General features: G+C 71.7%; 21 protein-coding genes. 11 read left to right on the top strand and 10 right to left on the bottom strand.

The genetic code is table 11. The annotated features are described in order from the left end of the window. The first annotated feature begins 101 nt into the window (after positions 1–101). On the top strand, positions 102–2108 hold the full coding sequence (locus tag GFH49_RS16165; RefSeq protein WP_155056581.1) for a glycoside hydrolase family 84 protein: 2007 nt from the start codon (positions 102–104) through the stop codon (positions 2106–2108). Positions 2109–2400: 292 nt separating this feature from the next. Here GFH49_RS16165 and GFH49_RS16160 read toward each other — a convergent pair whose 3' ends face one another. Then, entirely contained in the window at positions 2401–3546 is a 1146-nt protein-coding gene (locus GFH49_RS16160; RefSeq protein WP_230396327.1) for a flavin-containing monooxygenase, read from the bottom strand. A 414-nt stretch (positions 3547–3960) separates the two neighbouring features. Between GFH49_RS16160 and GFH49_RS16155 the strand changes: the two genes are divergently transcribed. Then, positions 3961–4374, top strand: a complete 414-nt coding sequence (locus GFH49_RS16155; RefSeq protein WP_155056579.1) for a Zn-ribbon domain-containing OB-fold protein — start codon at positions 3961–3963, stop codon at positions 4372–4374. Positions 4375–4477: 103 nt separating this feature from the next. On the opposite strand, the gene GFH49_RS16150 is transcribed toward GFH49_RS16155, so the two are convergent. Beyond that, on the bottom strand, positions 4478–5650 hold the full coding sequence (locus GFH49_RS16150; RefSeq protein WP_155056578.1) for a thiolase C-terminal domain-containing protein: 1173 nt from the start codon (positions 5648–5650) through the stop codon (positions 4478–4480). A gap of 76 nt (positions 5651–5726) precedes the next feature. Here GFH49_RS16150 and GFH49_RS16145 point away from each other — a divergent pair, with 76 nt between their 5' ends. Both GFH49_RS16145 and GFH49_RS16140 read left to right on the top strand, forming a co-directional pair. Beyond that, on the top strand, positions 5727–6923 hold the full coding sequence (locus tag GFH49_RS16145) for an acyl-CoA dehydrogenase family protein (protein WP_155056577.1): 1197 nt from the start codon (positions 5727–5729) through the stop codon (positions 6921–6923). After that, positions 6923–7459 (top strand): nitroreductase family deazaflavin-dependent oxidoreductase, encoded by a 537-nt coding sequence (locus GFH49_RS16140; protein WP_155056576.1) that lies wholly within the window; start codon positions 6923–6925, stop codon positions 7457–7459. Before GFH49_RS16145 ends, GFH49_RS16140 begins: the two co-directional genes overlap by 1 nt. A gap of 54 nt (positions 7460–7513) precedes the next feature. On the opposite strand, the gene GFH49_RS16135 is transcribed toward GFH49_RS16140, so the two are convergent. Then, positions 7514–8134 carry a LysE family translocator gene (locus GFH49_RS16135; protein ID WP_155056575.1) on the bottom strand — a complete coding sequence of 207 codons (621 nt, stop codon included), beginning with the start codon at positions 8132–8134 and terminating at the stop codon, positions 7514–7516. An 82-nt stretch (positions 8135–8216) separates the two neighbouring features. Here GFH49_RS16135 and GFH49_RS16130 point away from each other — a divergent pair, with 82 nt between their 5' ends. Beyond that, positions 8217–8666 (top strand): Lrp/AsnC family transcriptional regulator, encoded by a 450-nt coding sequence (locus tag GFH49_RS16130; protein WP_155056574.1) that lies wholly within the window; start codon positions 8217–8219, stop codon positions 8664–8666. A gap of 195 nt (positions 8667–8861) precedes the next feature. Here the strand turns inward: GFH49_RS16130 and GFH49_RS16125 are convergent, their stop codons facing one another. Beyond that, a complete protein-coding gene (locus GFH49_RS16125; RefSeq protein ID WP_155056609.1) occupies positions 8862–9497 on the bottom strand; it encodes a TetR family transcriptional regulator in 636 nt (211 codons plus the stop codon). A gap of 134 nt (positions 9498–9631) precedes the next feature. Between GFH49_RS16125 and kbpA the strand changes: the two genes are divergently transcribed. Beyond that, positions 9632–10375, top strand: a complete 744-nt coding sequence (gene kbpA, locus GFH49_RS16120) for an AfsK-binding protein KbpA (RefSeq protein ID WP_155056573.1) — start codon at positions 9632–9634, stop codon at positions 10373–10375. Positions 10376–10633: 258 nt separating this feature from the next. Beyond that, positions 10634–13012: a protein serine/threonine kinase AfsK gene (afsK, locus tag GFH49_RS16115; RefSeq protein WP_155056572.1), complete on the top strand. Its 2379-nt coding sequence runs from the start codon at positions 10634–10636 to the stop codon at positions 13010–13012. A gap of 207 nt (positions 13013–13219) precedes the next feature. Here afsK and GFH49_RS16110 read toward each other — a convergent pair whose 3' ends face one another. From GFH49_RS16110 to GFH49_RS16100, 3 genes are read right to left on the bottom strand one after another with little or no spacing between them, the layout of a single operon-like run. Further along, positions 13220–13993, bottom strand: a complete 774-nt coding sequence (locus GFH49_RS16110; protein ID WP_155056571.1) for an enoyl-CoA hydratase/isomerase family protein — start codon at positions 13991–13993, stop codon at positions 13220–13222. Then, positions 13990–14406 (bottom strand): Zn-ribbon domain-containing OB-fold protein, encoded by a 417-nt coding sequence (locus tag GFH49_RS16105; protein ID WP_155056570.1) that lies wholly within the window; start codon positions 14404–14406, stop codon positions 13990–13992. Before GFH49_RS16105 ends, GFH49_RS16110 begins: the two co-directional genes overlap by 4 nt. Before the next feature lie 5 nt (positions 14407–14411). Continuing rightward, a complete protein-coding gene (locus tag GFH49_RS16100) occupies positions 14412–15560 on the bottom strand; it encodes a lipid-transfer protein (protein WP_155056569.1) in 1149 nt (382 codons plus the stop codon). 145 nt (positions 15561–15705) lie between these two features. Between GFH49_RS16100 and GFH49_RS16095 the strand changes: the two genes are divergently transcribed. Next, the gene (locus GFH49_RS16095) at positions 15706–17262 is read left to right on the top strand and encodes a FadD3 family acyl-CoA ligase (RefSeq protein ID WP_230396321.1); all 1557 of its coding nucleotides are present in this window, start codon (positions 15706–15708) and stop codon (positions 17260–17262) included. Positions 17263–17359: 97 nt separating this feature from the next. On the opposite strand, the gene GFH49_RS16090 is transcribed toward GFH49_RS16095, so the two are convergent. The 3 genes from GFH49_RS16090 to afsR all read right to left on the bottom strand — a co-directional run bounded on the left by GFH49_RS16090 (position 17360) and on the right by afsR (position 21808). Beyond that, the gene (locus tag GFH49_RS16090) at positions 17360–18286 is read right to left on the bottom strand and encodes a hypothetical protein (protein ID WP_230396320.1); all 927 of its coding nucleotides are present in this window, start codon (positions 18284–18286) and stop codon (positions 17360–17362) included. 160 nt (positions 18287–18446) lie between these two features. Beyond that, positions 18447–18620: a co-regulatory small protein AfsS gene (locus tag GFH49_RS39395; RefSeq protein WP_196218012.1), complete on the bottom strand. Its 174-nt coding sequence runs from the start codon at positions 18618–18620 to the stop codon at positions 18447–18449. A 194-nt stretch (positions 18621–18814) separates the two neighbouring features. Next, complete coding sequence (afsR, locus tag GFH49_RS16085; protein ID WP_155056568.1) at positions 18815–21808, bottom strand: SARP-family global regulator AfsR; 2994 nt, start codon at positions 21806–21808, stop codon at positions 18815–18817. 186 nt (positions 21809–21994) lie between these two features. Here afsR and GFH49_RS16080 point away from each other — a divergent pair, with 186 nt between their 5' ends. From GFH49_RS16080 to GFH49_RS16070, 3 genes are all read left to right on the top strand, one after another. Then, positions 21995–23227: an amidohydrolase family protein gene (locus GFH49_RS16080; RefSeq protein WP_196218011.1), complete on the top strand. Its 1233-nt coding sequence runs from the start codon at positions 21995–21997 to the stop codon at positions 23225–23227. Beyond that, positions 23224–24174 carry an LLM class F420-dependent oxidoreductase gene (locus GFH49_RS16075; RefSeq protein WP_155056566.1) on the top strand — a complete coding sequence of 317 codons (951 nt, stop codon included), beginning with the start codon at positions 23224–23226 and terminating at the stop codon, positions 24172–24174. Before GFH49_RS16080 ends, GFH49_RS16075 begins: the two co-directional genes overlap by 4 nt. A 222-nt stretch (positions 24175–24396) precedes the next feature. Next, positions 24397–25032 (top strand): response regulator transcription factor, encoded by a 636-nt coding sequence (locus GFH49_RS16070; RefSeq protein WP_328288281.1) that lies wholly within the window; start codon positions 24397–24399, stop codon positions 25030–25032. The last annotated feature ends 76 nt before the right edge of the window (positions 25033–25108 follow it).

Here is a 25108-nt window from a genome sequence, read left to right as displayed (position 1 = left end):
CGCGAACATCGGATCTTTCGCCGTCCGTGGTCTTGACCCCAAGTGGTATAGACCACATTCTGGTGAGACTCCTGGTGCAACTGCCTTCCCGTGGAGACCCGATGCCCAAGTCCAACCCCCGCCCCCGCCCCCGCGCCGCTGCCCGCCTGGCCGTCACCGGCCTCGCCGCGACCGGACTGCTCGTGCCGGCGGTCCCGGCAAGCTCAGCCCTGGCCGCACCCACGGCCGGGCGCCCGCGAGCCGAAGCGCCTTCCCTCCCCGTCGTCACACCCCAGCCGCAGCGGATGACCTCCAACGGCGGCGACCTGACCGTACCGGCCACGGTGCGCCTCGCCCGCGCCGACGACCTGGATGAACCGACCGAGCAGCTCGTCACCGCCGCCTTGCGCCGCGCCGGGGCCCAGCGGATCGAGACCGTCGGTCTGGACGCCGCCCGTACCGGCTCCGGCAGTGAGCCGCTCACCGTGGTGGTCGGCCCGCTGAGCGACGACCGCGTGGCCGACGCTCTGCGCTCCGCCGGCGGCCAAGTGCCCGAGACCGAGCGGGCCGAGGGCTACGCCCTCGCCTCCCGGGCATCCCAGGGCGCGGGAGGCACCGTCGTCCTCGCGGGCGCCGACACCGACGGCACGTACTACGCCGCGCAGACCTTCCGCCAGCTCGTCTCCGGGCACAAGATCGCGGCCGTATCCGTCAACGACTACCCGCTGATGCCGCTGCGCGGGGCGATCGAGGGCTTCTACGGCAGCCCGTGGACGCACGCGGAGCGGATGGACCAGCTCGCGTTCTACGGCGATGTCAGGATGAACACCTACATCTACGCGCCGAAGGACGACCCGTACCACCGCGAGCAGTGGCGCGACCCCTACCCCGCCGACAAGCTGGCCGAGCTCGGCCAGCTGGTGGGCCAGGCCACCGACCACCATGTGCGGTTCACCTTCGCCATCTCGCCCGGTGTCTCCATCTGCTACAGCGACGAGGACGACATCGAGGCGCTGGAGGCCAAGCTCCAGTCGATGTACGACCTCGGCGTACGCAGCTTCTCGGTCCCGCTCGACGACATCAACTACGGCAGGTGGAACTGCGCGGGCGACGAGGCGAAGTACGGCAGACCGGGCCAGGCCGCCGCCGCGCGGGCCCAGGTGGATCTGCTGAACCACGTGCAGGAGAACTTCCTCGACACCCACGAGGGCACCAGACCGCTGCAGATGGTGCCGACCGAGTACTGGGACGTGGCGGACTCCCCGTACAAGACGGTCATCCGGGAGCAGCTCGACCCCCGGGTCGAGGTGATGTGGACGGGTCCCGACGTGGTCCCGCGGTCCATCAGTGTCGAGGAGGCGAAAGAAGCCTCGGATGTCTGGGGCCGCAAGGTCTTCCTCTGGGACAACTACCCGGTCAACGACTTCGGCGAGTCCGCCGGCCGGCTCCATCTCGCACCGTACGACGGGCGGGAGGCCGGGCTGAACGAGGAGCTGTCCGGCATCGTGCTCAACCCCATGAACCAGGCGTCGGCCAGCAAGGTGGCGCTCTACGGCGGAGCCGACTTCAGCTGGAACGACACCGCCTACGACCCGGAACGGACCTGGCGGGCCGCCGCCGACTACCTGTCCGGGGGCGACGCCAGGACCACCGAGGCGCTGCTGGCGTTCTTCGACACCCAGCACTACGCCTCCACCTTCGGCTCCACCCCGTGGCAGCCGCAGGCTCCCGAACTCACCCGCAGGCTGGACGCCTTCCGCACCACCTGGGCCGCCGGCGACCGGGAAACGGCGCTGCGCGAGCTGCGCCCGTACGCCGAGCTGCTGGCCGCCACCCCGGAGCGGCTGCGGGACGGCGTGCAGGACGAGGCGTTCATCGCCGACAGCGAACCATGGCTGGATGCGCTGGACCTGTGGGGCGAGGGGTTCCTGACCACCCTCGACGCCCTCGCGGCCAGGGCGGACGGTGACGAGGCGCGGGCCGCCGAGTTGTTCGACCGGGCCGCCGAACTCGCCGACGAGGCCGGGAAGATCAGGACGATCCCGGGCGAGACCAGGCCGGAAGGCACGGTCAAGGTGGCGGACGGCGTGCTCGACACCTTCCTGGAGGAGGCCCCGGAACTGGGCTGAGCGCCGGGGCGGGCTGAAGATTCAGCCGCCGGGACGGGCTCAGAATTCAGCCCGCCCCGGCGCCTGACCGGGACCCTCGCCCGGCACGCCAGCCGACCACCCGGCACGCCAGCCGACCACCCGGCACGGTCGCCGGGCAGCAGCGCCCAACCCCCGCGTCCGGCCGCCCCTCGAACCGATCCGGACCCGAGTCTGAGCCGGGGCATCCGCGGCTCCACGGCGCACGCGGGAGCAGGCCGGACAGGCCCACCCCGTGATCGGCCCGGCCTGCCACGGGCCGGACCTGCCTGCCTCACACCGGCAGCCGTGACACCGAACCCGCCCCCCTCTTCGCGATGGCCTTCGCGATCTTCTCGGCGTCGATGGCCAGCTCGCGGAGCATGCCGCTGATGGGGTTGGTGAAGCCGGTGAAGTACAGGCCGGGGGCGTGCTGAGGGGTGCGGGCGCCGTGGACGACCGGTTTGCCGCGGGCGTCGAGGACGTCGAGGTGGCCGATGAGGCCGTCGAGTGCCCGGACGTAGCCGGTGGCGGCGATCACGGTGTCCGGGCCGACGCGGTCGCCGTCGGCGAGGACGACCTTGCCGTCCTCGAAGCCGTCGACGGCGGCCACCACCTCGACGGCGCCCTTGCGCACGGCGTCGATGAGGCCGACGTCCTGCACCGGGATCGACCCCTCGTTGACCCGGCTGTAGAGGCCGGTGCCGGGGCGCGGCAGGCCGTGTTCCGAGAGGTCCGGCACGCTGAGCCTGGCCAGCGGACGGGCGAGGCGGTCGACGAGGCCGACCGGCAGCCGGCGGCACAGCACGCCCGTGTACTGGGCGGCCCAGCCCGCGGTCGACCGGCGCACGATGTGCGGGGCGGTGCGGACGGACAGCCGTACGCGGGAGGCGCCGCCCTCGACCAGGTCGACGGCGATCTCGGCGCCGGTGTTGCCGACGCCGACGACGAGCACGTCACGGCCGGCGTAGGGCTCGGCGTTGCGGTAGTCGGCGGCGTGCAGGAGTTCGCCGGTGTAGGAGCCGCGGCCGGGCCAGTCGGGGAGCCGGGGGGCGTGGTTGTAGCCGGTGGCGACGACGACCGCGGCGCCGGTGAGCTCGCGCCCGCCGGTGGCGTGCAGCAGCCAGCCGGTGCCGTCGGGGGCGCGGTCGACGCGGGAGACCTCGACGCCGGTGACGATCTCCAGCTCATGGTGCTCGGCGTACTTCTCCAGGTAGCGGACCACGTTGTCGCGGGACACCCAGCGTCCGAAGCGGCGCGGCATGGGCAGACCGGGCAGGCCCGAGAGGCGGCGGGTGGTGTGCAGACGCAGCCGGTCGTAGTGGCGTCGCCAGGACGCGCCCACGCGGTCGGACCTCTCCAGGACGACGGCGCGTATGCCGCGGGCGCGCAGGGCGTATGCGGCGGCGAGTCCGCCGGGACCGCCGCCGATGACGTACACCGGACGGTCTGCGGCGCTGTGCGCCGCGGAGGGTGCGGGGCTCTGTGCCGCGGAGGGTGCGGGGCTCTGTGCCGCGGAGGGTGCGGGGCTCTGTGCCGCTTGGTTCGCGGGAGATGCGGACGCGGTGGAGTCGGCCATGAGCGGGAGCGTAATCACGCCTCTGGTTGATGGGTCTCAGTCAAGACCGGAATTGGTTGCGGATTGATCACGCATGTAGGAGGAGTGGGTGGGATCGGTGGCGTAGGGCGACTGATTGTGGCGGCTTCACGGACCTGTTTCTGTTCGTCCGTATCTGTTCGTCGCGCGTCTCGCTCAGGGGCGCCGACAGCTCTTGCGTGACCGCGTCCCGGCTGCTGAACTGGACCGAACCGTCCTGACGCACCGTCAGATTCGGCAGCTGTCACAGGAGCGCGCATGGACGTCCCGGAGATCGACGCGTTCACCAGGGCCTACTGGGACGCGGCCGCGGAGGGCCGTCTGCTGATCCGCCGCTGCGGGGAGTGCGGCCGGGCCCATCACTACCCCCGCGAGTTCTGCCCCCACTGCTGGAGCGAGGACGTCACCTGGGAACCCGCGACCGGCCGCGCCACCCTCTACACCTGGTCCGTCGTGCACCGCAACGACCTGCCGCCCTTCGACGGGCGCACACCGTACGTCGCCGCGGTCGTCGACCTCGCGGAGGGGCCGCGGATGATGACGGAGGTCGTGGGGGGCGGGGAACTGCGGGTGGGGATGGAACTGGAGGTGGGGTTCCGGGAGGGGGTGCCGGTGTTCCGGGTTCCTGCCGCGAAGGCGAGACCGCCGGGTCGAAGGGGCGGAGTCCGGTGACTCCCGCCTCCCAGACGCGCGACGACCGCAGCAGACGTACGAACTCGGACTCCATGCTCCGATTGTCCCGTTGTTTACAGGCGCCCGTTCCCCCCGGCCGGCCTCAGCTCCCCAGCACCACCGTCCCCGACGAGCAGAACCACCCGCCCGTCCCGGACGCCACCGCGAGGCGCGGCAGCCGCCCGTCCGGTGTGCGGACCTGCCGCGCCCCGCCCACGTCCCCCCGCAACTGCCGCACCGCCTCCACCAGCAGGAACAGCCCGCGCATTCCCGGGTGCTGAGCCGAAAGGCCGCCCCCGTCGGTGTTCACGGGCAGTTCCCCGCCTACGACTTTCAGCCGGCCTTTCTCGACGAAGGCCCCGCCCTCCCCCTTCCGACAGAATCCCAGATCCTCCAGCGTCACCAGCGTCATGTACGTGAACGCGTCGTAGATCTCCGCGAAGTCGATCTCCTCCGGCCGTACACCCGCCCGCTCGAAGGCGAGCCGTCCGCTCACCGCCGCCGGGGAGACGGTGAAGTCCGGCCACTGGGACATCGCGGTGTGCGAGACATGCTCCCCGGTGCCCAGCACCCACACCGGCGCCGTACGGCAGTCCCGTGCGTACTCCTCCGCCGCCAGCAGCACCGCCGCCCCGCCGTCGGACCGTATGCAGCAGTGCAGCTTGGTGAAGGGGTCCGCGATCATCGGGCCGTCGAGCACGTCGCCGACGGTGATCGGGGTGCGGAACATCGCCTCCGGGTTCAGCGCGGCGTTCGCCCGCGCCTGCACCGCCACCTCCGCCAACTGCTCGATGGTCGTGCCGTGTTCGTGCATGTGGCGGCGGGCGGCCATGGCGTACTTGGCGATGAGGGTGTGGCCGTAGGGAACCTCGAACTGGAGCGGGCCGCGGGCGCCGAAGGACAGGTCGCCGGTCCTGCGGCCCGCCTTGATGTCGGCGCGGGCGGTCGAGCCGTAGACGAGCAGGACGGCGTTCGCGTGCCCGGCCGCTATCGCGTCGGTCGCGTGTGCGGCCATCACCTCCCAGGTGGAGCCGCCGACCGAGGTGGAGTCGACCCAGGTGGGGCGCAGGCCCAGGTATTCGGCCACCTCCGCCGGCGCCAGGGTGCCCAGGCCCGCCGACGCGAAGCCGTCGACGACGGCCTTGTCGAGGCCCGCGTCGGCCAGGGCGCGGCGGGCGGCCTGGGCGTGCAGGGCGTACGGGGTCGTGTCGGCCACGCGGCCGCAGTCGGAGAGGGCGGCGCCGACCACGGCGACTTTCCGGCTCCCGGGAATCATGAGCGGCCTCCTGCCCCTGTGCATCTCGTTCGCGGGCTCCTAATATGACGGCCCGTCAGATCGGGAGGGAAGAGTCATGGACGCCAGCTTCACCACCGAACAGGACGAGATCCGCCGCACTCTGCGCGAACTGCTCCACAAGCGGTGCGGACCGGAGGAGCTGCGCGCCGCCGTCGATCAGCCGGCCGGCCACGATCCCGCACTCTGGACAGCCCTCGCCGAGCAACTGGGCCTCCCCGGGCTCGCCGTTCCCGAGAGCTATGGCGGTGTGGGGTGCTCAGTGACCGAACTCGCCCTCGCGGCCGAGGAGACGGGCCGGGTCCTCGCCCCCTCACCGCTGCTCGCGACCACTGTCCTCAGTGCGCCCCTGCTGCTCGCCCTCGGCACCCCCGCCCAGCGCGCCGAACTGCTGCCCCGCCTCGCCGCGGGTTCGCTCACCGCGGCCCTCGGCGTGCCCGGCGCCGCACTCGCCACCGCGCTCGGGCTGACCGGCGGCAACGGCGGTGACGGCGGCGACTGGGCCGGAGGGGGACGCGCGGGGGGCGTCCAGGCGCGGCGGACGGAAGACGGGGGCTGGCGGCTGTACGGGCAGGTCGACCAGGTCCTCGACGGGCACAGCGCGCGGCTGCTGATCGTCGCCGCCCACGCGGGGGGCTTCGCCCGCTCGCGCACGCTGCTGTTCCTCGTCCCCGGGGACTCGGCGCGGCTCGTCCGCACCCGGCTGACCGCGCTCGACGCGACCCGTCCGCAGGCCCGCCTCCAACTGCGCGATGTCGACGCCGAGTTGCTGGGGGACGAGAGCGGCGATGTGCCGGCGGCCCTCGCCCGCGTCGGCGACGCCACCGCCGCCGCGCTCGCCTGCGAGGCCGTCGGAGCCGCCGACCGGGTGCTGGAGCGGACGGTGGAGTACGTGGGGCAGCGGGAGCAGTTCGGGCGGGTGATCGGCTCCTTCCAGGCGGTGAAGCACCGGCTGGCCGATGTCTACGTCCAGGTCCAGGCCGCCCGCTCGGCCGCGTACTACGCCGCGTGGGCCACCGCCGGTGGCGCGAGGATGGGCGGGCTCGCGCTCGCGCAGGCGCTGGAGGCGTTGCGGGGTGCGGCGGCCGACGGGATCCAGCTGCACGGCGGCATCGGTTTCACCTGGGAGCACGAGGCTCACCTGTACTTCAAGCGGGCCGCGGGCGACGAGCTGCTCTTCGGGCCGGTGCACCGGCTGCGGGCGCATGCCGCCGGCGCGGCGCGGCTCTTCGAGGGCGGGGAGGTGACCGTCTGATGGGCGTGGGGGTGCGGTTCACGCAGGTCGGAGCGCGGTTCACGCAGGCCGGAGCGCGCGTCACGCGGTTCGGCGTGCGGTTCGTGCAGAAGGTGTCGTCCACGCCGGGCTTCGCCAAGGTCGCCCCGCATGTCGTGCCCGCGCTGGACCGTGCCGTCCACCGGCTCACCCGCGGCAAGGTGCTGCTGAGCGCGCGGATGCTGCCGGGGGTGATCCTGACCTCGACGGGGGCGAAGAGCGGGCTGGCCCGTCGTACGCCGCTCGCCTGTATGCCGCAGGACGGCGGGCGCAGCTGGATCCTCGTCGGCTCCAACTTCGGACGCACTGATCACCCCGCCTGGACCCACAACCTCCTCGCCCGTCCCGACGCCGAGGTCAGCTGGAAGGGGCAGGACATTCCGGTCCGGGCCCGGCTGCTGGAGGGGGAGGAGCGGGCGGCGGCCTGGAAGGCGGTGCTGGAGTTCTGGCCGCCGTATGCGGCGTATCAGGCGCGGGTGGAGCGCGAGATCCGGGTGTTCAGGATCGTACGACGATGATCCTGAAGACGACCCCTTACGACGACCCCTTACGACGACCCCTTACGACGACCCCTAAAGCGTCGCCAGCCGCTGCACCAGCAGAAACGCGCCGATTCCCAGCATCGCCGCGCCCGAGGTACGGGTGACCGCGCGGGCCGCTGCCGGGCGGGCGCCGAGGACCGCGCGGGCCGTGACACCGACCGTCAGATAGACGGCCGCGCAGCACGCCATGTGCAGGACGCCGAGCGTGGCCGTCTGCACCGGCACCGGCAGCTGTCCGGCGCCGGTCACCAGGAACTGCGGCAGCACCGACAGATACAGCAGCAGCCCCTTGGGGTTCAGCCCGCTGATCGTGGCGCCGCGCAGAAAGACCCGGCCGCGACTGGCCGCCACCGCCCGGCCCGCCCCCGGCACCCCTGGATTCCGCAGCACTCCCCACCCCAGCCACACCAGGTACCCCGCCCCCGCCACCGTCAGTGCGGTCAGCAGGCCCGGCGACCCGCCCACCAGCACCGCGAGGCCGGCCGTCGCCAGAGCCGTGTGCAGGGCGTAACCGGCGACCAGGCCCGCCACCGCGGGCAGGGCGGAACGGCCGCGCAGGCCCGCTGAGATCACGTACGCCCAGTCGGCGCCCGGTACGCACACCAGCAGCAGGACGACGGCGAGGAAAGAAATCAGCGTTCCGGGGTCCATGGCGGGGACATTAGGCGGGAACGGCCCGAAAGTGTTCCTTAAATTTGCCCGTCACGGGTGAATGTGAGGGAAGATCTGCCTCGTGGATGACGTAGATCGGAAGATTCTTGCCGAGCTCCAGCAGGACGGGCGGCTGACCGTCACCGAGCTGGCCGAGCGGGTGCGGCTGAGCGTCTCGCCGTGTCACCGGCGGCTGCGGGAGCTGGAGCGGGCCGGGGCGATCCAGGGGTACCGGGCCGTCGTCGATCCGGCGGCGGTGGGGCTGAACTTCGAGGCGCTGGTCTTCGTGTCGATGCGGCAGGAGGACCGGGACACGGTCGCCGAGTTCGAGCGGGCGCTGAGCGACGTGGAGCACGTACTTCAGGCGCAGCGGCTGTTCGGCGACCCCGACTACCTGCTGCGGGTCGTCACGGCGGACCTGGTGGCCTTCCAGCGGCTGTACGACGAGCGGCTGGCCACGCTGCCGGGGGTGCAGCGGCTGACGTCCACGCTGGTGATGAAGCACGTCGTCAGGGACCGGCCGCTGCCCTGACGCTCCGCTGGGAGTGCCGCGATACGCTCGATCGTCTGTGGCACGCGTCATCGCTGGTCGCGCCCGCGCGGCGGAGCCGCCTATCGACACAGCCCCGCGCCCCTTCGGGGTGGCGCGGCAAGCGGCGGCCCACCGCAGTGAACCGCCGCCTGCCAGACAGGACTTGGCGCCCGAGTGCGAACCCGTGGACCGGCGTTACTTCGTCGGCTTCCTGCCCGTCACGCCCAGGTGCACCAACAGCGCCAGATTCGGCTTGAGTTCAGCCTGCTTGACGCCCCACGTCTGGAAGCCCTTCTGGTGCGAGGCCACGGCCGCGAGCATCGCGACCAGCGAACCGGCGACCGCGGCCGGGTTCACGTCCTTGTCGACCCTGCCCTTGGACTGGAGTTCGGCGACGGCGTCGACCAGGGAGTTGTTCACCGAGTTCAGGATCTTCATGCGGATCTTGTAGAACCGTTTGTCGCCCTCGGCTGCACCGAGATCGACGACCCTGAGGATCGCGTCGTGCTTGCGCCAGAACTCCAGGAAACCGTCCACGAGTTCCTGCGCGGTCTGCCAGCCGGCCTTGCCGACCCATGAGCGGCCCTCAAGGAGTTCGGTCAACTGGCCGCCGTCGGTGGCCATTTGCTCGGCGATCTCCAGGACGGCGCCTTCGACGTCCGGGAAGTACTGATAGAAGGTCGCGGGCGAAGTCCCCGCCTTCCGGGCGACATCGATGACTTTGACGTCCCGGTACGGGGAGGAGCTGAGCATCTCGCTGAGGCAGTCGAGCAGCTTCTGCCGGGTCGCCTGCCCACGCCGGCCGGCCACGCGGCCGTCGACGGTACGCACTTGTCCTGTCATGTCGTCAGCTTACCGAGGGGTGATCGGAGCGCGATTCGGCCGACTGCAAATGGGGTGCACAGGGGCGGAGCGGGTGGTGTGCCTGGTCTGCGCGGTGCGCGCGAGCCCGATACGTTGACGGTATGGCCGAAAACAGGGCATCCGCGGGCGAAGAGGCATACGGCGAGGGCGTCGCGTGCTGGGTCGAGGCCCAGCTGCCCGACGTGGCGGCGGGCAAGCGGTTCTACGGCGAACTGTTCGGGTGGACCTTCGAAGACCAGCCGGCGGCGCACGGCGGCTCCGTCTGGGCCCTTCGCGACGGCGCCCCCGTCGCCGCGCTCGCGCGCAAGGCGGACGGCCGTATGCCCACCGTGTGGACGGTGTACTTCGCGACGCCGGACGCTCAGGCGCTGGCCGTGCGGGTCCAGATGGCCGGCGGCCAGATCGTCACCGCGCCCCTGCACGTCGCTGACCTGGGCAGGGCCGCGCTGGTCGCCGACCCGGAGGGTGCCGTCTTCGGCCTCTGGCAGGCGGCCTCGCACCGGGGCTTCGGCAGGCGGCACGAGCCCGGCACCTTCGCCTGGACCGAGCTGTATACGCGGGACACGGAGCGTGCCGACCACTTCTACGGCGGTCTGTTCACCGACGCCCTGTTCGGGCCGGACGCCACGCCCGACTTCGGCCGCGCGCCCGTCTCCGACGTCTTCCCGCCCCAGATGCCGCCCCACCTCCTCGTCCACTTCGGCACCGCCGACTGCGACGCCGTACTCGAAGCGGTGCGGCGGCTCGGCGGACGCGTACAGGCACCCCCTTTCGACGCGTCATACGGCAGGGTGGCCGTTGTCACGGACAATCAGGGCGCGTCCTTCGCGCTGCTGCAACGCTGATCCGACGTTGATTCCTCGCCGAGATGCCGCGTCCAGCATGCGAAAGGGGCCTTTGCGCGGAGCGGGACCTGTGTTTTTGTCCCAGGGCGCTGTGTTTTTGCCCCAAGACACCCCGATTCCGCCCCCGGGTTCGCAACCAGTGCCCGGGACAGGAAGAATCAGGGTGCGTGCCGCCGAGGCGGTGCGGTGGTGAGACGCTGCACTTCGGTCGCGTACATATGTGGAATGACGCGGCTCGTACGGGGAGGTGGCAGGCAAGTGGTGGATCAGCTGACGCAGCACGATCCGCGGCGGATCGGGCCGTTCGAGGTGCTGGGACGGCTGGGTGCCGGCGGCATGGGGCTGGTCTATCTCGCGCGCTCGGCTTCGGGCCGGCGCGTGGCGATCAAGACGGTCCGGACGGAGCTGGCCGAGGACCAGCTCTTCCGCGTCCGCTTCACGCGCGAGGTCGAGGCGGCACGGGCGGTCTCCGGTTTCTACACGGCGGCCGTGGTCGACGCCGACCCGCGTGCGGCCGTGCCCTGGCTGGCCACCGCGTATGTGCCCGCGCCCTCGCTCGAAGAGATAGTGAACGAGTGCGGGCCCCTCCCGGCCCAGGCGGTCCGCTGGCTCGCGGCGGGTGTGGCGGAGGCGCTGCAGTCCATCCACGGCGCGGGCCTGGTCCACCGTGACCTGAAGCCGTCGAACGTCCTCGTGGTCGAGGACGGCCCCCGGGTCATCGACTTCGGTATCGCCTCCGGCGTATCGAACACCCGTTTGACGATGACCAACGTCGCCGTCGGGACGCCCGCCTACATGTCGCCGGAGCAGGCCAAGGACTCGCGGAGCGTGACCGGCGCGAGTGACGTCTTCTCGCTGGGCTCGATGCTCGTCTTCGCCGCCACCGGACACGCCCCCTTCCACGGCGCCAACCCGGTCGAGACCGTCTTCATGCTCCTGCGCGAGGGCCCGGACCTCGAAGGCCTCCCGCAGGAGCTGCGCCCCCTCATCGAGTCCTGCATGCAGATGGAGGCCACCGGCAGACCCAACCCGGCCGACCTCCAGGCCCAGCTGGCCCCCCATCTCTTCGGCTCCGGTTCCGACGACAGCGGTACGGCGTCGGCGTGGCTGCCCGAGCGGGCGGTGAGCCTGATCGAGGCCCGCCGCAACGGTCGCCCGCCGACCAGGTCCACCCCCGGCTCGGGCCGCAGCGGCGGCCGGGCCGCAGTGCCGCATCCGCCCCCACCCCTGCCCCCGCATCCGCCCGCGCACGACCCGTTCGTCCCGGCGCCCGTCCCCGCTCCGGTCGGCGCCCCCGACACCGGTCCCGTACGGCTGGCCGGTGCCGCGGTGCCGATCGGGCCCGGTCCGCGCGTCGCCGACGCCCGCGCCGCCGCCGTGAAGGCACCCCCTCCGGAGGCCGGCCTGGTCGCCTCCTGGTCCCGCCCCCGCCCCGGCGTCAACGGCACCGGCCCGGCCGTGGGCCCCGCAGTGCCCGCACCGCCGCCCGCACCCCCGGAGAACGCGGCCGGCTGGCGCCCCTGGCGCTTCCGCATGTCGAACGACGTATGGGGCACCCCGTCCGTCTCCGGCGACCTCGTCTACGTCACCTCCTTCGAGGTGCACGCCCTCGACGTGGCCACCGGCCGCCGCCGTTTCAAGACCCGGGACGTCGCGTGGTCGATGGCGGTCGCGGACGGCCGTATCCACGCCTCCGACGGGCCCACCCTGTACGCCCTCGAAGCCCGGGAGGGCGCCGACCTGTGGCGGCTGTCCACCGACGCCTGGGTGTACTCCCTCAAGGCCGGCCGCGGCACGGTGATCACCGGCACGCGCGGCGGCGGCGTCCAGGCGTGGGAGGCCTCGAACGGGCAGAAGCTGTGGGAGATCACCGGCGCCCAGACCGACTTCGAGTCCCCGGAGGCCGGGCCCGCGCTGTACGACGGCACGGTCTTCGTCTGGCAGGACGCCCGGCTGCGCGCCCTGGACGCCCGCACCGGCGACGAGCGCTGGTCGTACCCGATCGGCGACGCGGCCTCCTGCGGCGGCGTTCCGGTGCGGGTGGCGCGGGCCCACGACGGATTCGTGTACGTCTCCGCCGGGACGCGCGTCCTCGCCGTCGACGTGACCTCCGGCCATGTCCGCTGGCACTTCGAGGCCCCGGCGGCCTTCCTCTGCCCGCCCACCTTCGTCCCCGGCCCGGCCGTCACCGGCGGCGGGATCTACCTCGCCGACTACCTCGGCACGGTCTACGCCCTCGACGCCACCGACGGCCGCGACCGCTGGCGCATCGCGACGGAGTCCCGCGCCTCCATCGAGCCGGTACTGGTGGCCGCGGGACATGTCCACGTGGGCAGCGGCAAGGGGCTCTACACCCTCGACGCGGTCACCGGCACGCCCAAGTGGCGCTTCCAGGCGGGCGGCGACGTCGTGGGGGCGCCGTCCGTGGCGGAGGGGCGTATCCACTTCGGCTCCACCGACCACCTGCTCTATACGCTCAAGGCCGACGACGGGCGGCTGCGGTGGAAGCTGGCGACCGGTGGGGAGATCACCGGGTCGCCGGTGGTGCGGGACGGCGTGGTGTACGCGTGCAGCAAGGACAGGTGTGTGTACGCACTGGACGCGGAGAAGGGGACGGGGACGGCGAGAACCGCCTGAGAGCGGCCCGGGACGGCCGTCGTACCGGGCGCACGGAAGGGTCGTTCCGGACGGCGGCCGTCGCTTCGGAGAGAGCGCGTGTACCGCTCTCACGGCGAACGCTACGCCCGGTCGGCGGGCCCCGCCATGTGGCCACGGCCATGTGGCCACCGTCATGTGGCCACCGTCATGTCCACCGTCATGTGGCCACCGTCATGTGGCGTCGGCTCAGCGCAGCCGGAATTCCCCGCCCCGCCGCCCGGCGAACAGCTCCGCCTGCCGCTCGCCCGGCAGATTGCCGAGCGCGACGAGATACGGCGCCTGCGCGAACCCCTGGGCCACGACCCCCTCCCGGGCCGCCCACAGCGCCCGTACGGTCCCCTGGACCGCCTGCGCCGGGTACCCGGCGAGCACCGTGGCGCACTCGGTCGCCGCCGCCAACGCCCCTCCAGGTTCCGTGAGTTCGGAGACGAGCCCGATGTCGTAGGCGCGCTGGGCGGAGATCCGCTCGGCGGTCCCCATCAGCGCCATCCGCGCGGCCTCCCCGTACGGCATCCGCTGTGCCATCAGCACCGACTCGTACGCGCTGACCATCCCGTACCCGGTGTGCGGGTCGAAGAACGTGGCGGTCCGGTCGGCGACGAGGAAGTCGGACTCGCCGAGGAGATAGAAGGCGCCGCCGCAGGCCATGCCCCGCACGGCCGCGATCACCGGTTTCCACAGGTCGTTCGCCTTCGGCCCGATACGCAGCAGCGGATCGTCCGTCATGTACGGCGAGTCCGGCTGCGGCACGACCGAGTCCCGGTCGATCCCGGTGCAGAACGCCCGCTCCCCGGCACCGGTGAGGACGACGGCCCGCACCGAGTCGTCGAACCGCAACTCCCCCCAGGCATCGTGCAGTTCGGCGACCATGGCCAGATCGATAGCGTTGAGCCGGTCCGGCCGGTCGAGGGTGACGACCGCGACGCCGGTGTCCTTGTCGGTCGTGCGGGTGAGGCTCATGGGCGCTCCAGGATCCACTGCGGCAGGCCGGTGCCGGTGAACACGACCTGCACCTTGGCGCCGATGCGAATGCGGTCGGGGGAGAGGGAGTTGAGCGGCGCCCCGGCCTGAGTGACCAGGTTCCCCACGAGGCGTATGCGGGGCGCGTCGGCGAGTTCGACGACGATGACGTTGTACGGCGCCTGCGCCGCGTAGTCGGGCAGCAGGGGCGGGTGGGGGACGACGTACGACCAGATGCGCCCGTGCCCGCCGAGCTGCCGCCACTCGCTCGCGAAGGACTGGCAGTCAGGGCAGCAGGGGCGGGGCGGGAAGCGGGGTTCGCCGCAGTCGGCGCAGGCCTGGACGCGGAGTTCGCCGTGGGCGGCGTAGCGCCAGAAGGGGGCGCCGTCGGCGTCGGTGACGGGGGTGAGCATGCGCGTCAGCTCCTCAGCAGCAGGGCGGACGTGGGAACCCCCTCGCCCGCCGTGACCAGGCAGGTGGCGGCCCCCGGCACCTGGGCGGTACTCGTGCCCCGTAGCTGCTTCACGCCCTCGTTGATGAGGTTGAAGCCGTGCACGTACGCCTCGGACAGCCCGCCGCCCCCGGTGTTCAGCGGCAGCCGCCCGCCGATCTCCAGCGCGCCGCCCTCCGTGAACGCCCCGCCCTCGCCGCGCCCGCAGAAGCCGTAGCCCTCCAGGGAGAGCGGGATGAGGGACGTGAACGCGTCGTAGATCTGGGCGACGTCGACGTCCTGCGGGGTGAAGTCGGCGTGCTTCCACAGGTGCCGGGCGGTGGCGTGGGCCGGGCCGGTGAGCGGGTCGTCGTTCCAGTAGTTGACCATGCCGTGGTGCTGGGCGGGCAGGCCCTGCGCGGCGGAGTGGACGTAGACGGGGGTGTGCCGGCAGTCGCGGGCCCGCTCCCTGCTGACGATGACGCACGCCAACGCCCCGTCCGTCTCCAGGCAGTTGTCGAAGAGGCAGAGGGGTTCGCTGATCCAGCGGGAGGTCATGTACATCTCGCGGGTGAGGGGGCGGTCGTACATGATCGCGGCGGAATTCTGGTTGGCCCGGTTGCGGCAGGCGAGGGCGACGTTGAAGAGATGGTCGCGGGTCGCGCCGTACTCGTGCATGTAGCGGCGGGTGAGCACGGCTATCTCGTCCGCGGGCCGCAGCAGGCCGAAGGGACGGGTCCACTGCGCGGGCGTCGGCAGCTGTACGGCGGTGTCGGTCCACGGCCGCGGTCCGCTGCCGCGCTTCCGGGACCGCCAGGCCACGCCCACGGTGGCCTGTCCGGTCGCGATGGCGGCGGCGAGATGGGCGACGGTGGCACAGGAACCGCCGCCGCCGTACCCGACCTTGCTGAAGAAGGTGAGGTCACCGAGCCCGACGGCCTTCGCCAGCTCAACCTCGTCCGTCTCCTCCATCGTGTACGAGGCGAGCGCGTCGACCTCGCCGGGGGCGATGCCCGCGTCGTCGAGGGCGGCGAGGACGGCACGGCAGGCGAGGGTCCGCTCGTCGTCGGGGAGGTGCTTGGCGAAGGGGGTCTGCCCGATGCCGACGACGGCGGTGGCGTCCTTGAGCCCGGCCATGTGCACACCTCCACGCGGTTCGATGCGGTGACCTGGCGGTGACTTGGCGGTGACTTGGTGGTGGCTGACAGACCGTCAGGTTACAACTAATCTGACGGGCAGTCAGCTAGGAGTTCGGGTACTGGTTTCGGTCCGGGAGGCTGTTGTGCGCGGTGACTTGGAGTGGGGCAGCGTTCCGGGACTCGTCCGGTCCGCCGCCGAGCGGTACGCGGACGACGAGGCGGTGGTGGAGGGCCGCACCCGGATCTCGTACGCCGAACTGGGCGCCCGCGTCGAGCGGTCGGCGGCGGCCTGCATGGCGAACGGGGTCGAGCCCGGCGACCGGGTCGCGATCTGGGCCCCGAACTCCCTCGACTGGATCGTGGCGGCGCTCGGCGCGGTGTCGGCCGGGGCGGTGCTGGTCCCCGTAAACACCCGCTTCAAGGGCGTGGAGGCGGCGGATGTGCTGCGCAGGAGCGGGACGCGGCTGCTGTTCGTGACGGGGACGTTCCTCGGGACGTCCTACGTGGCATCGCTGCGCCGGGCGGTCGCGGAGGGGCCGGGCCTGCCGGAGCTGGCGCAGGTGGTCGTGCTGTCGGACGACGCGCCCGCCGACTTCCGTACGTGGAAGGACTTCCTGGCGAGCGGCGAAGGCGTGGAGCCGGCCGAGGTGCGGGCGCGCTCGACGGCCGTGGACGGTTCCTGGCCGTCGGACATCGTCTTCACGTCCGGTACGACGGGCCGCCCGAAGGGCGCGGTGATCACACACGCGCAGACGCTGCGGGCGTACGAAGTGTGGAGCGATCTCGCGGGACTCAGGCGCGGCGACCGCTACCTGATCGTCAATCCCTTCTTCCACACCTTCGGCTACAAGGCGGGCGTGATCGCCTGCCTGATGCGCGGCGCGACGATGATCCCGCAGCCGGTGTTCAACGTCGACACGGCACTGGCCAACATCGCGGCGGAACGCGTGTCGGTCCTGCCCGGACCGCCCACCCTCCACCAGTCCCTGCTGGACCACGCCTCCCGCGACACCTACGACCTCTCGGCGCTGCGGCTGGTGGTGACGGGCGCGGCGGTGGTGCCGTTGCGCCTGGTGGAGCGGTTGCACGGGGAGTTGGGCGTGGAGACCGTACTCACCGCCTACGGCCTCTCGGAGGCGAGCGGCATCGTGACGATGTGCCGGCGGGGCGACCCGCTACCGGTGATCGCGTCGACGTCCGGGCGGGCGATCCCCGGCACGGAGGTGCGGGTCGAGGCCCCGCTCGGCGAGCCCGGCGAGGTCCTGGTCCGCGGGTTCAACGTGATGCGCGGCTACTACGGGGACGAGGCGGCGACGGCGGAGGTGCTGGGCGAGGACGGGTGGCTGCGGACGGGCGATGTGGGCGTGCTGGACGGCGAGGGCAACCTGCGCATCACGGACCGCATCAAGGACATGTTCATCGTCGGCGGCTTCAACGCGTACCCGGCGGAGATAGAGCAACTCCTCGGCCTGCACCCCGATGTGGCGGACGTCGCGGTGATCGGCGTACCGGACACACGGCTGGGAGAGGTCGGGAAGGCATACGTGGTGCGGCGGCCGGGGTCGGTGACCACCGGCGACGACCTGATCGCATGGGCGCGGCGCGAGATGGCGAACTACAAGGTGCCCAGGGCGGTGAAGTTCGTCCCCGACCTACCGAGAAACGCCAGCGGAAAGCTCCTGAAGCGCAACCTCCGCTGAGGTAGTTGGATGGCTGGGGGATCGGTGCGTTTGTCCCGTCCATGGACGGAAGTGCGCAGGAAGCAGAGGCCCGGTGTGGGACAAACGCACCGATCCCTCAGGTCTGGCGCGCGAGGGTGGCGTGGATTTCGGTGGTCATGCGGGTGGGGTGGTAAAAGACGGTTTCGGCTGTGTAGCGGAGGAGGGTGCGGACTTCGGGGCACTGGTGGATCTCGTTGAAGCGGGTCAGGTCCCGGCGGTGGGCGTCGCGGGTGCCGTGGTAGGCGTAACCCTCGATCTCCACGGCCAGGCCCTCGGGCCGGAACAGGAAGTCGAGGTAACGGCGGCGGCCGTCCCGCGTGCGCACTTCGGCCTGCGTCTCGGGGCGGAGGCCCGCGTCGAGCATGTGCAGGCGGGCGACCGTCTCCGCGGGGGAGCCGGAGCCGCGGTCGACGAGCCTCAGCCACCGCCGTGCCCTGACGGCGCCGAGGAGCGGGGCTTCGAGTGCGAGGGCGAGGCGGGCCGGGGTGACCAGCGGCGTACGGCGCACACCGCCCACTCTGCGACAGCCGAGCGCGGACTCCACGGAGACCAGGGCGTGGTTCCTCGGACCGGCCCGGAGGAGGTCGGCGAGGGTGCGGGCGACCTCGGTGACGCGCACGCCCTGCCGCTCGTCGACGTCGGCCGGGTCGACGGGGATGCGATGCACGCGTACGCCGGGGACGCGCCGATGAGAACCGAGGGCGGGGTCGATGAACTCGACGAGGCCGGGCGGATCCGTGTCCAGCGTCTCGATCCGCTGGAGTCGAGCCGCCGAGTGGTGACTCACGACGAGCCGGGGATGCAGAAGCCGGGTCGCGCTCAGCCGTACACCGAAGTCGATCGCCCTCCCGGGCTCGGCCCAGGCACCCTGCCGGATCCGGGTCCAGGACTCCGAAACCAGCCGCCGGGACAGCGAGCTTCTGGACCACCCGGCCTCCAGCGCACGCGAGGTGAGCAGCACACCCTCCTCGACGAGCGCCCTCAAATCGTCCCTGGTCTCCACGGCAACAGTGTCGTGGAGGACACGACATGCCGCTTCGCGCCTGTGGACAACCTCATCGTGACGTGCGTCGGCCGCGGCGGCTTCCCCCCCCCGCAGCCGCGGCCGACGCACGTGTGTCCCGGTGTGGGGCCGGTGTGGGGTCAGGCCTGTTCAGGCCTGTTCAGGCCGGTTCGCCCGTCGCGTGGTTGTCGAGCGGCCTCACCGTGTCGCCCGTCGCGTGGTCGGAGAGAGTGGTGATCTCATCGGTGACGTGGTCCTGCGTGGTGACGTCCGTGACATCCGTGGCGTGGTTGTCGAGCGGCTTCGCCACGGTGTCCTTCTTGGCTTCGCTCATGGACTCGCAACTCCCCGTTGACAGCTGGGAGCTGCCCGTCCGGCAGCTCCCCCGCGGGCCGCCGGACGGGCAGGTCAGGGCCGTACACCCTAGCGGCGACGATCACCGCTGACCCGTCTGCCCCCGACACGACGGATCGACAAGGCCCACACTGCCGTGGCGCGATAAACGAACGATGAACGCGCCGCGGGGGCTCAGGCGGCTGCCGCGGGCGTGAGCAGGAGCCGCACCTCGGCGGCCTCTGGTGAATCCAGCGAGTCGAAGATGGAGAGGGCCTCGTGCCAGCAGGCCCGCGCCCGGCCGGTCTGGTTCAGGTCGCTCAGCGCGCGGCCGAGGACGGTGAGGATGTTGCCTCGGCGCCATTCACCGCCGATGCCGCGCAGGACGGCCTGTGCCTGCTCCGCCAGAGCCGCGGCCTTGGCGGGCCTGCGCGCCGCGAGATGTGCTTCGGCCATCCGGAAGAGCGTCATCCCCTCCCAGAGCCGCTGCCTGCTGTCGCGAAACACCTCCAGGGCCTCGGTGAGCCGGTCGACAGCCGCGCTCAGTCCGCCCTGGCCGGTCAGCGCCATCCCCAGGGCGTAGCGGCCGTTGGCGCCGCGCAGTGCGTGGCCGAGGCGGTCGTATATGGCGATGCCCTGCTGTGCGAGTTCCACCGCGCTGCCGACCCGGCCCAAGGCAAGGTGGATACGCGAGAGGTTGCAGAGTGCGCTGGCTTCTCCGGCGAGGTTCTCGTCCTGACGGAAGCTGTCGATGGCCTGCCGGAGATACGCCTCACCATCCGCGTAACGCTTCTGATAGAGCGCGATGATGCCGCGGTCGTTGGCGGCCCAGCACCTCGGTGCCAGGTCGTCCACGGTGTGGGCCAGCTCCATGGCACGTCGTGCTGCGTCGTCCGCCGCGCTGAAGCGTCCGGCCACGAGGTGGACGTTGGTGAGCGTCGTGAGCGCCCGGCTCAGAGCCTGAGGGTCCCCGGCCCGATCGGCCGCACCTTGCAGCGTGACTGCGACGGTCTCGTACTGCTTGGAGTTGGCGCCCGACTCGGCGAGATCCTTCACCGCCCACAGCAGATCCACCGCCCGCCGGAGCACGGTGGCCCCGGTGCACTGCTGGATGAACGCGAGCAACGCATGGGCTTCGGAGTACAACCAGTCCCGCGCCTTGTGCCGGTCCTCGAATCGCAGCCCCGGGTAGTCGGTGGCCTCAAGGTGATCCACCAGCCGGTCCCCAGGCCGCTCGATCGCGTAAACCCCCGTCGCCGTGGCCAGGTAGAAGTCCAGCAACCGGGACATCGCAGCGCCCCGCTCACTCGGCGGCCACTCGTCCCTCTCCGCACATGCACGCGCGTAGAGCCGCACCAGGTCGTGGTACCGGTACCGGCCGGGAGCCGCCGACTCCAGCAGCGACGTGTCGACGAGGGACTCCAGCAGGTCCTCGGTGTCCTCCACCGGCAGGTCCAGCACCGCCGCCGCAGCCGCCAGCGAGATGTCGGGCCCGCCGGCCAGGCCCAGCAGCCGGAACGCCCGTGCCTGGGCGGGTTCCAGGGCGCCGTAGCCCAGCTCGAACGTCGCCTTCACCGCCAGGTCGCCGGCCTGGAGTTCGTCCAACCTCCGTCGCTCGTCCGCCAGCTTCGCCGCCAGCACCGACACCGTCCAGGTGCGGCGTGCCGCCAGCCGTGATGCCGCGATCCTGATCGCCAGGGGCAGGAAGCCGCAGGCCGCGACGACGTCCAGGGCGGCCTCTCGCTCGGCGGCGACCCGCTCCTCGCCCATGATCTTCGTGAACAGCGACAGCGCCTCGTCGGGCGACATCACGTCCAGGTCGACGAGGTGGGCGCCCGCGAGATCGACCATACGAACCCGCGACGTCACCAGGGCCGCGCAGCCCTCCGTCCCCGGCAGCAGCGGACGTACCTGTGCCGCGTCCCGTGCGTTGTCCAGCAGGACCAGCACGCGCCGCCCGTCCAGCACGGACCGGTACAGCGCCGAGCGCTCCGCCAGCGAGTCCGGGATCGCGGAGTCCGGTGTGCCCAACGCCCGCAGGAACGAGCCCAGTACGGTCTCCGGCTCGGCAGCCCTGGTTCCCGCGCCCTGCAGGTCCACGTACAACTGGCCGTCCGGGAAGGCCGCCCGTGCCTGGTGTGCCACATGCACGGCGAGGGTCGTCTTGCCGACGCCGCCGATCCCGGCCACCGCCGAGACCGCCATCACGCGGCCCTCGCGGCCCTCCGCCAAGGCCAGTACCTCGCTCAGCTCGGTGACGAAGGAGGCCCGCCCCGTGAAGTCGGAGACGGTCGCGGGGAGTTGTGCAGGACGGACCGGGACGGCGGCCGGTTCCGTCACCGGTGCCGACGGCTCGGTCAGGCCGGGGTCCGCCCGCAGGATGCGCTGCTGGAGTTCGCTCAGGCCCGGGCGCGGGTCGACGCCCAGCTCGTCGGCGAGCAGGCGCCGCGTGTCCGCGTACACCGCGAGTGCCTCCGCCTGGCGGCCCGAGCGGTACAGCGCCAGCATCAGCAGCTCACGCAGACGCTCCCGGAGCGGATGCGCCGCCGTCAGGGCCGTCAGTTCCGACACGCTCTCCGCGTGGCAGCCCTGTTCCAGGTCCATGTCCAGGCGGCATTCGAGGAGTTGCAGGCGCCATTCCTCCAGGCGTACGCGCTGGGCCTCCGCGTAGGGGCCGGGTACCCCCGCCAGGACCTCGCCGTCCCACAGCGACAGCGCCCGGCCCAGCACCTCCCGCGCATGGCACAACTCCCCGGCGTTGCGCGCCTTCTCCGCCTCGGCCGCCAGGTCCTGGGCGACCGTGAGATCCAGGGAGCCGTCCGGCAGGCCCCGGATCGCGTAGCCGCCGGACTCGCTCACCAGGACGCCTGGGTCCAGCACCTTGCGCAGGCGGGAGGCGTAGGTGCGCAGGGCCGCCAGGGCCTGGGACGGGGGTTCCTCGCCCCAGAGGGCGTCGATCAGCTCGGCCGCGGTCGCGGTGCGGCCCTCGCGGAGGAGGAGGGCGGCGAGCAGGGCGCGTTGCTGGGGGGACCCGGTGGCCAGCGGTTCCTCGCCGTGCCAGGCGCGCACCGGTCCGAGCACACCGAAGCGCAGCGCCGCCGAGACCGGCTCCGCCGCGTCTGTCGGCTCCGCCCGATCTGTCGAGGAGCCGGGACGCCTCCGCTCCGGCACTGGCGGTACCCCGTCCATCGCAGTCCCCCTAGGACCCGTCTACATCCCCGCCAGTCTGCCTTGTTCCGGCAGATGCGTCAGCTGTGGAGAGACCGATCACACGCAGGCGCGCGGGATGTCACAAGTCCCTCACGCGCCCTTCGCAAGATGGTGGCCACTCCGCCGTAGCTGACGCATCGTCAGATCAGCGCTACCGTGGCGGACATGGACACCGAGACGACGTTTCCCCTGATCATCTCCGTCGACGACCACACCGTGGAGCCCGCGGACGTGTGGCAGAACCGGCTTCCGAAGAAGTACCTGGACATCGGACCGCGCGTCGTCCGCGCGCCACTGAAGGAGATGTCCTTCCTCGGTGGCCGCTTCAAGCCCGTCATGGGCACCCCGGGCGGTGACGACGGACCGATCGGCGACTGGTGGATCTACGAGGATCTGCATCGGCCTCTCACCCGCCTGGACACGGCCGTCGGCTACAGCAGGGACGAGATCAAGCTGGAGGTGATCACGTACGAGCAGATGCGCGTCGGGTCGTACGACGTCCCCGCCCGCCTCGCCGACATGGACGTCAACCACGTCCAGTCCGCCCTCTGCTTCCCCACCTTTCCCCGCTTCTGCGGGCAGACCTTCACGGAAGCCCGGGACCATGAGCTGGGGCTGCTGTGCGTGCAGGCCTACAACGACTGGATGGTGGAGGAGTGGTGCGGGCCCGCGGCCCAGGGCCGGCTCATCCCGCTCACCCTCATCCCCCTCTGGGACGCCGGGCTGGCGGCGGCGGAAGTACGGCGCAACGCCGCCCGTGGCGTCCGTGCCGTCGCCTTCTCCGAGATACCCCCGCACCTCGGCCTGCCCTCCGTCCACACCGACGACTGGGACCCCTTCCTCGCCGCCTGCGCCGAGACCGGCACCGTCGTCGCCATGCACATCGGCTCCAGCAGCCGTATGCCCTCCACCTCCGCCGACGCCCCGCCCGCCGTCGGCTCCACCATCACCTTCGCCAACTGCTGCTTTTCGATGGTGGACTGGCTGATGAGCGGCAAGTTCGAGCGCTTCCCGGGGCTGAAGGTCATGTATGCGGAAGGGCAGATCGGCTGGATCCCCTACATCCTGGAGCGCGCCGATGTGGTGTGGGAGGAGAACCGGGGGTGGGGCGGCGTCGCGGACAAGGTCCACCGGCCGCCGTCCGAGCTCTTCGCCGAGCACGTCTACGGCTGCTTCTTCGACGACGCCTTCGGGCTCAGGAACCTGGACTCCATCGGCGTGGGCAACGTCCTGTACGAGACCGACTACCCCCACTCCGACTCCACCTGGCCCGAGTCCCGCAAGGTCGGCGAGACGCAGATGGGGCACCTGGCGGCGGACGTCGTGGAGCGGATCGTGCGGCGCAACGCGATCGAGCTGCTGGGGCTGACCCCCGAGGGCCTGTGGAGCGGTGCATGAAGTACGGTATCCAGCTCCCGGTCCAGTCCCAGAGCGCGATCTACGCCGAACCCTGGGAGGCGGCCGCGGGGCCCGAGGACCTCGCCTGCATCGCCCGCGCCGCCGACCGGTCCGGCTTCGCCTACCTCGCCTGCTGCGACCATGTCGCCATCCCGCGCCGGCTCGCGTCCGCGATGAGCACGGTGTGGTACGACCCGGTCGCCACGCTGGCCTTCCTGGCGGCGGTCACCGAGCGGGTCCGGCTGCTCAGCCATGTGGCCGTGGTCGGGCTGCGGCACCCGCTCCTCACCGCCAAGCAGTACGCCACGCTCGACCACCTCTGCGGGGGGCGGCTGATCCTCGGGGTCGGGGCCGGGCACGTGCGGGAGGAGTTCGAGGCGCTGGGGGTGGACTTCCGGCGGCGGGGGGCCGTACTCGACGAGACGGTCGACGCGTTGCGGGCGGCGCTGGGGGCGGAAGAATTCCCCGAGCACCACGGGGAGTTGTACGACTTCGAGGGGCTCGGGCAGCGGCCCCGGCCCGTGCAGCCCTCGGTCCCCGTGTGGGTCGGCGGCTCCTCGCCCGCGGCCGTACGGCGGGCCGCGCTGAAGGGGGACGGGTGGCTGCCGCAGGGAGACCCGCGTGAGCGTTTGCCGGAGCAGATCGCCACGGTGCTGAGGATCAGAGGGGACGCGGGAGTCGAGGAGCCGTTCACCGTCGGCGCCATCGCCGAGCCGCTCTACGTCGGTGAGCCCGGGTGGGACGTCGGGCGGCGCACGCTCAGCGGGGAGCCGGAGGCACTCGCCGAGTCGTTGCGGGCGTACGCGGCGATGGGGGTGGACCAGATCCAGGTGCGGTTCCGCAGCCGGAGCCGGAGCGAACTCGTCGACCAGATGGGCCTGTTCGGTGCCGAGGTGGGGCCGCTGCTGGAGAAGGGATGGGAAAGAGGCCGGGGCATCGATCATTGAATGTTTGAGCATGCAGGCGCCGGGGCGCGTATGTAAGGAGGTCACGACTTCGGCGGAAGGACTCGTGAGGTGCGTTCCCCCAGGCAGCGGCACAGGCCCAAGCACAAGCACGTCCGAACCTTCTGGCAGGCCGGCCCGGCGAAGACCTCGTCCACGGCCATCGACAGTGACATTGGCAGCGACAGTGACATTGGCAGCGACAGCGACATTGAAAGTGACAGGTTGTCCGTCGCCCTCGCGTGCGCCGAGGGCACCTGGCCGCACGGGGACTGGCCGGGCCCCGACGACCCGTACGTGGGCCGGGTGTTACCGGTGGGCCCGCCCTACGGCGAGGTCCGGGAGGCGGCGGTCGATGTCGTCGTGCTGCGGTGCGAGGACCCGACGGTCTCGTTCCCGGAGCTTCAGCGGGCCATGGGCAACACGGGTCCGCCGGTGATCGTGGTCAGTCCGCGCAGGGACGCCGAGGCGGTCGTCGCGGTGTTCCGGGGCGGGGCGGGCTACCTGGTCGAAGACGACTACTGCACCTGCATGCTGTCCTCGGCGGTCACCGCGGCCACGGTCGGTCACACCTACCTCTCGCCGGTGGCGTGTGCCGCCCTGCGGGAGGGGGCGCGGCGGGCGGCGTGCGGAGCCAGCGACCCGACGGAGCGGCTCCGTGCACTGCTCTCGCCGCGCGAACAGCAGGTCATCGAGCTGCTGTCGACCGGGCTTGGCGCGCAGGAGATCGCCCTGAGATTAAGACTGACCGAGAAAACCATCCGCAACAACCTCAGCAACATCTACGCCAAGCTGGACGCCCGCGGCAGTACGGAGGCGGTCCTGAGGTGGCTGGGAGCGGGACCGGCGACTCATGTGTGACTCTGAAGTCCTCTGATTCCTCTGATTCCTCTGATTCTTCTGATTCCCGGCTTCCCGTCTTCGCGTATGAGAATGT

Source organism: Streptomyces blattellae, from assembly GCF_009709555.1.
Classification (GTDB): domain Bacteria; phylum Actinomycetota; class Actinomycetes; order Streptomycetales; family Streptomycetaceae; genus Streptomyces; species Streptomyces blattellae.
Note: the sequence above shows the minus strand (reverse complement) of the source record. Positions and strands in the feature narration are given on the sequence as shown.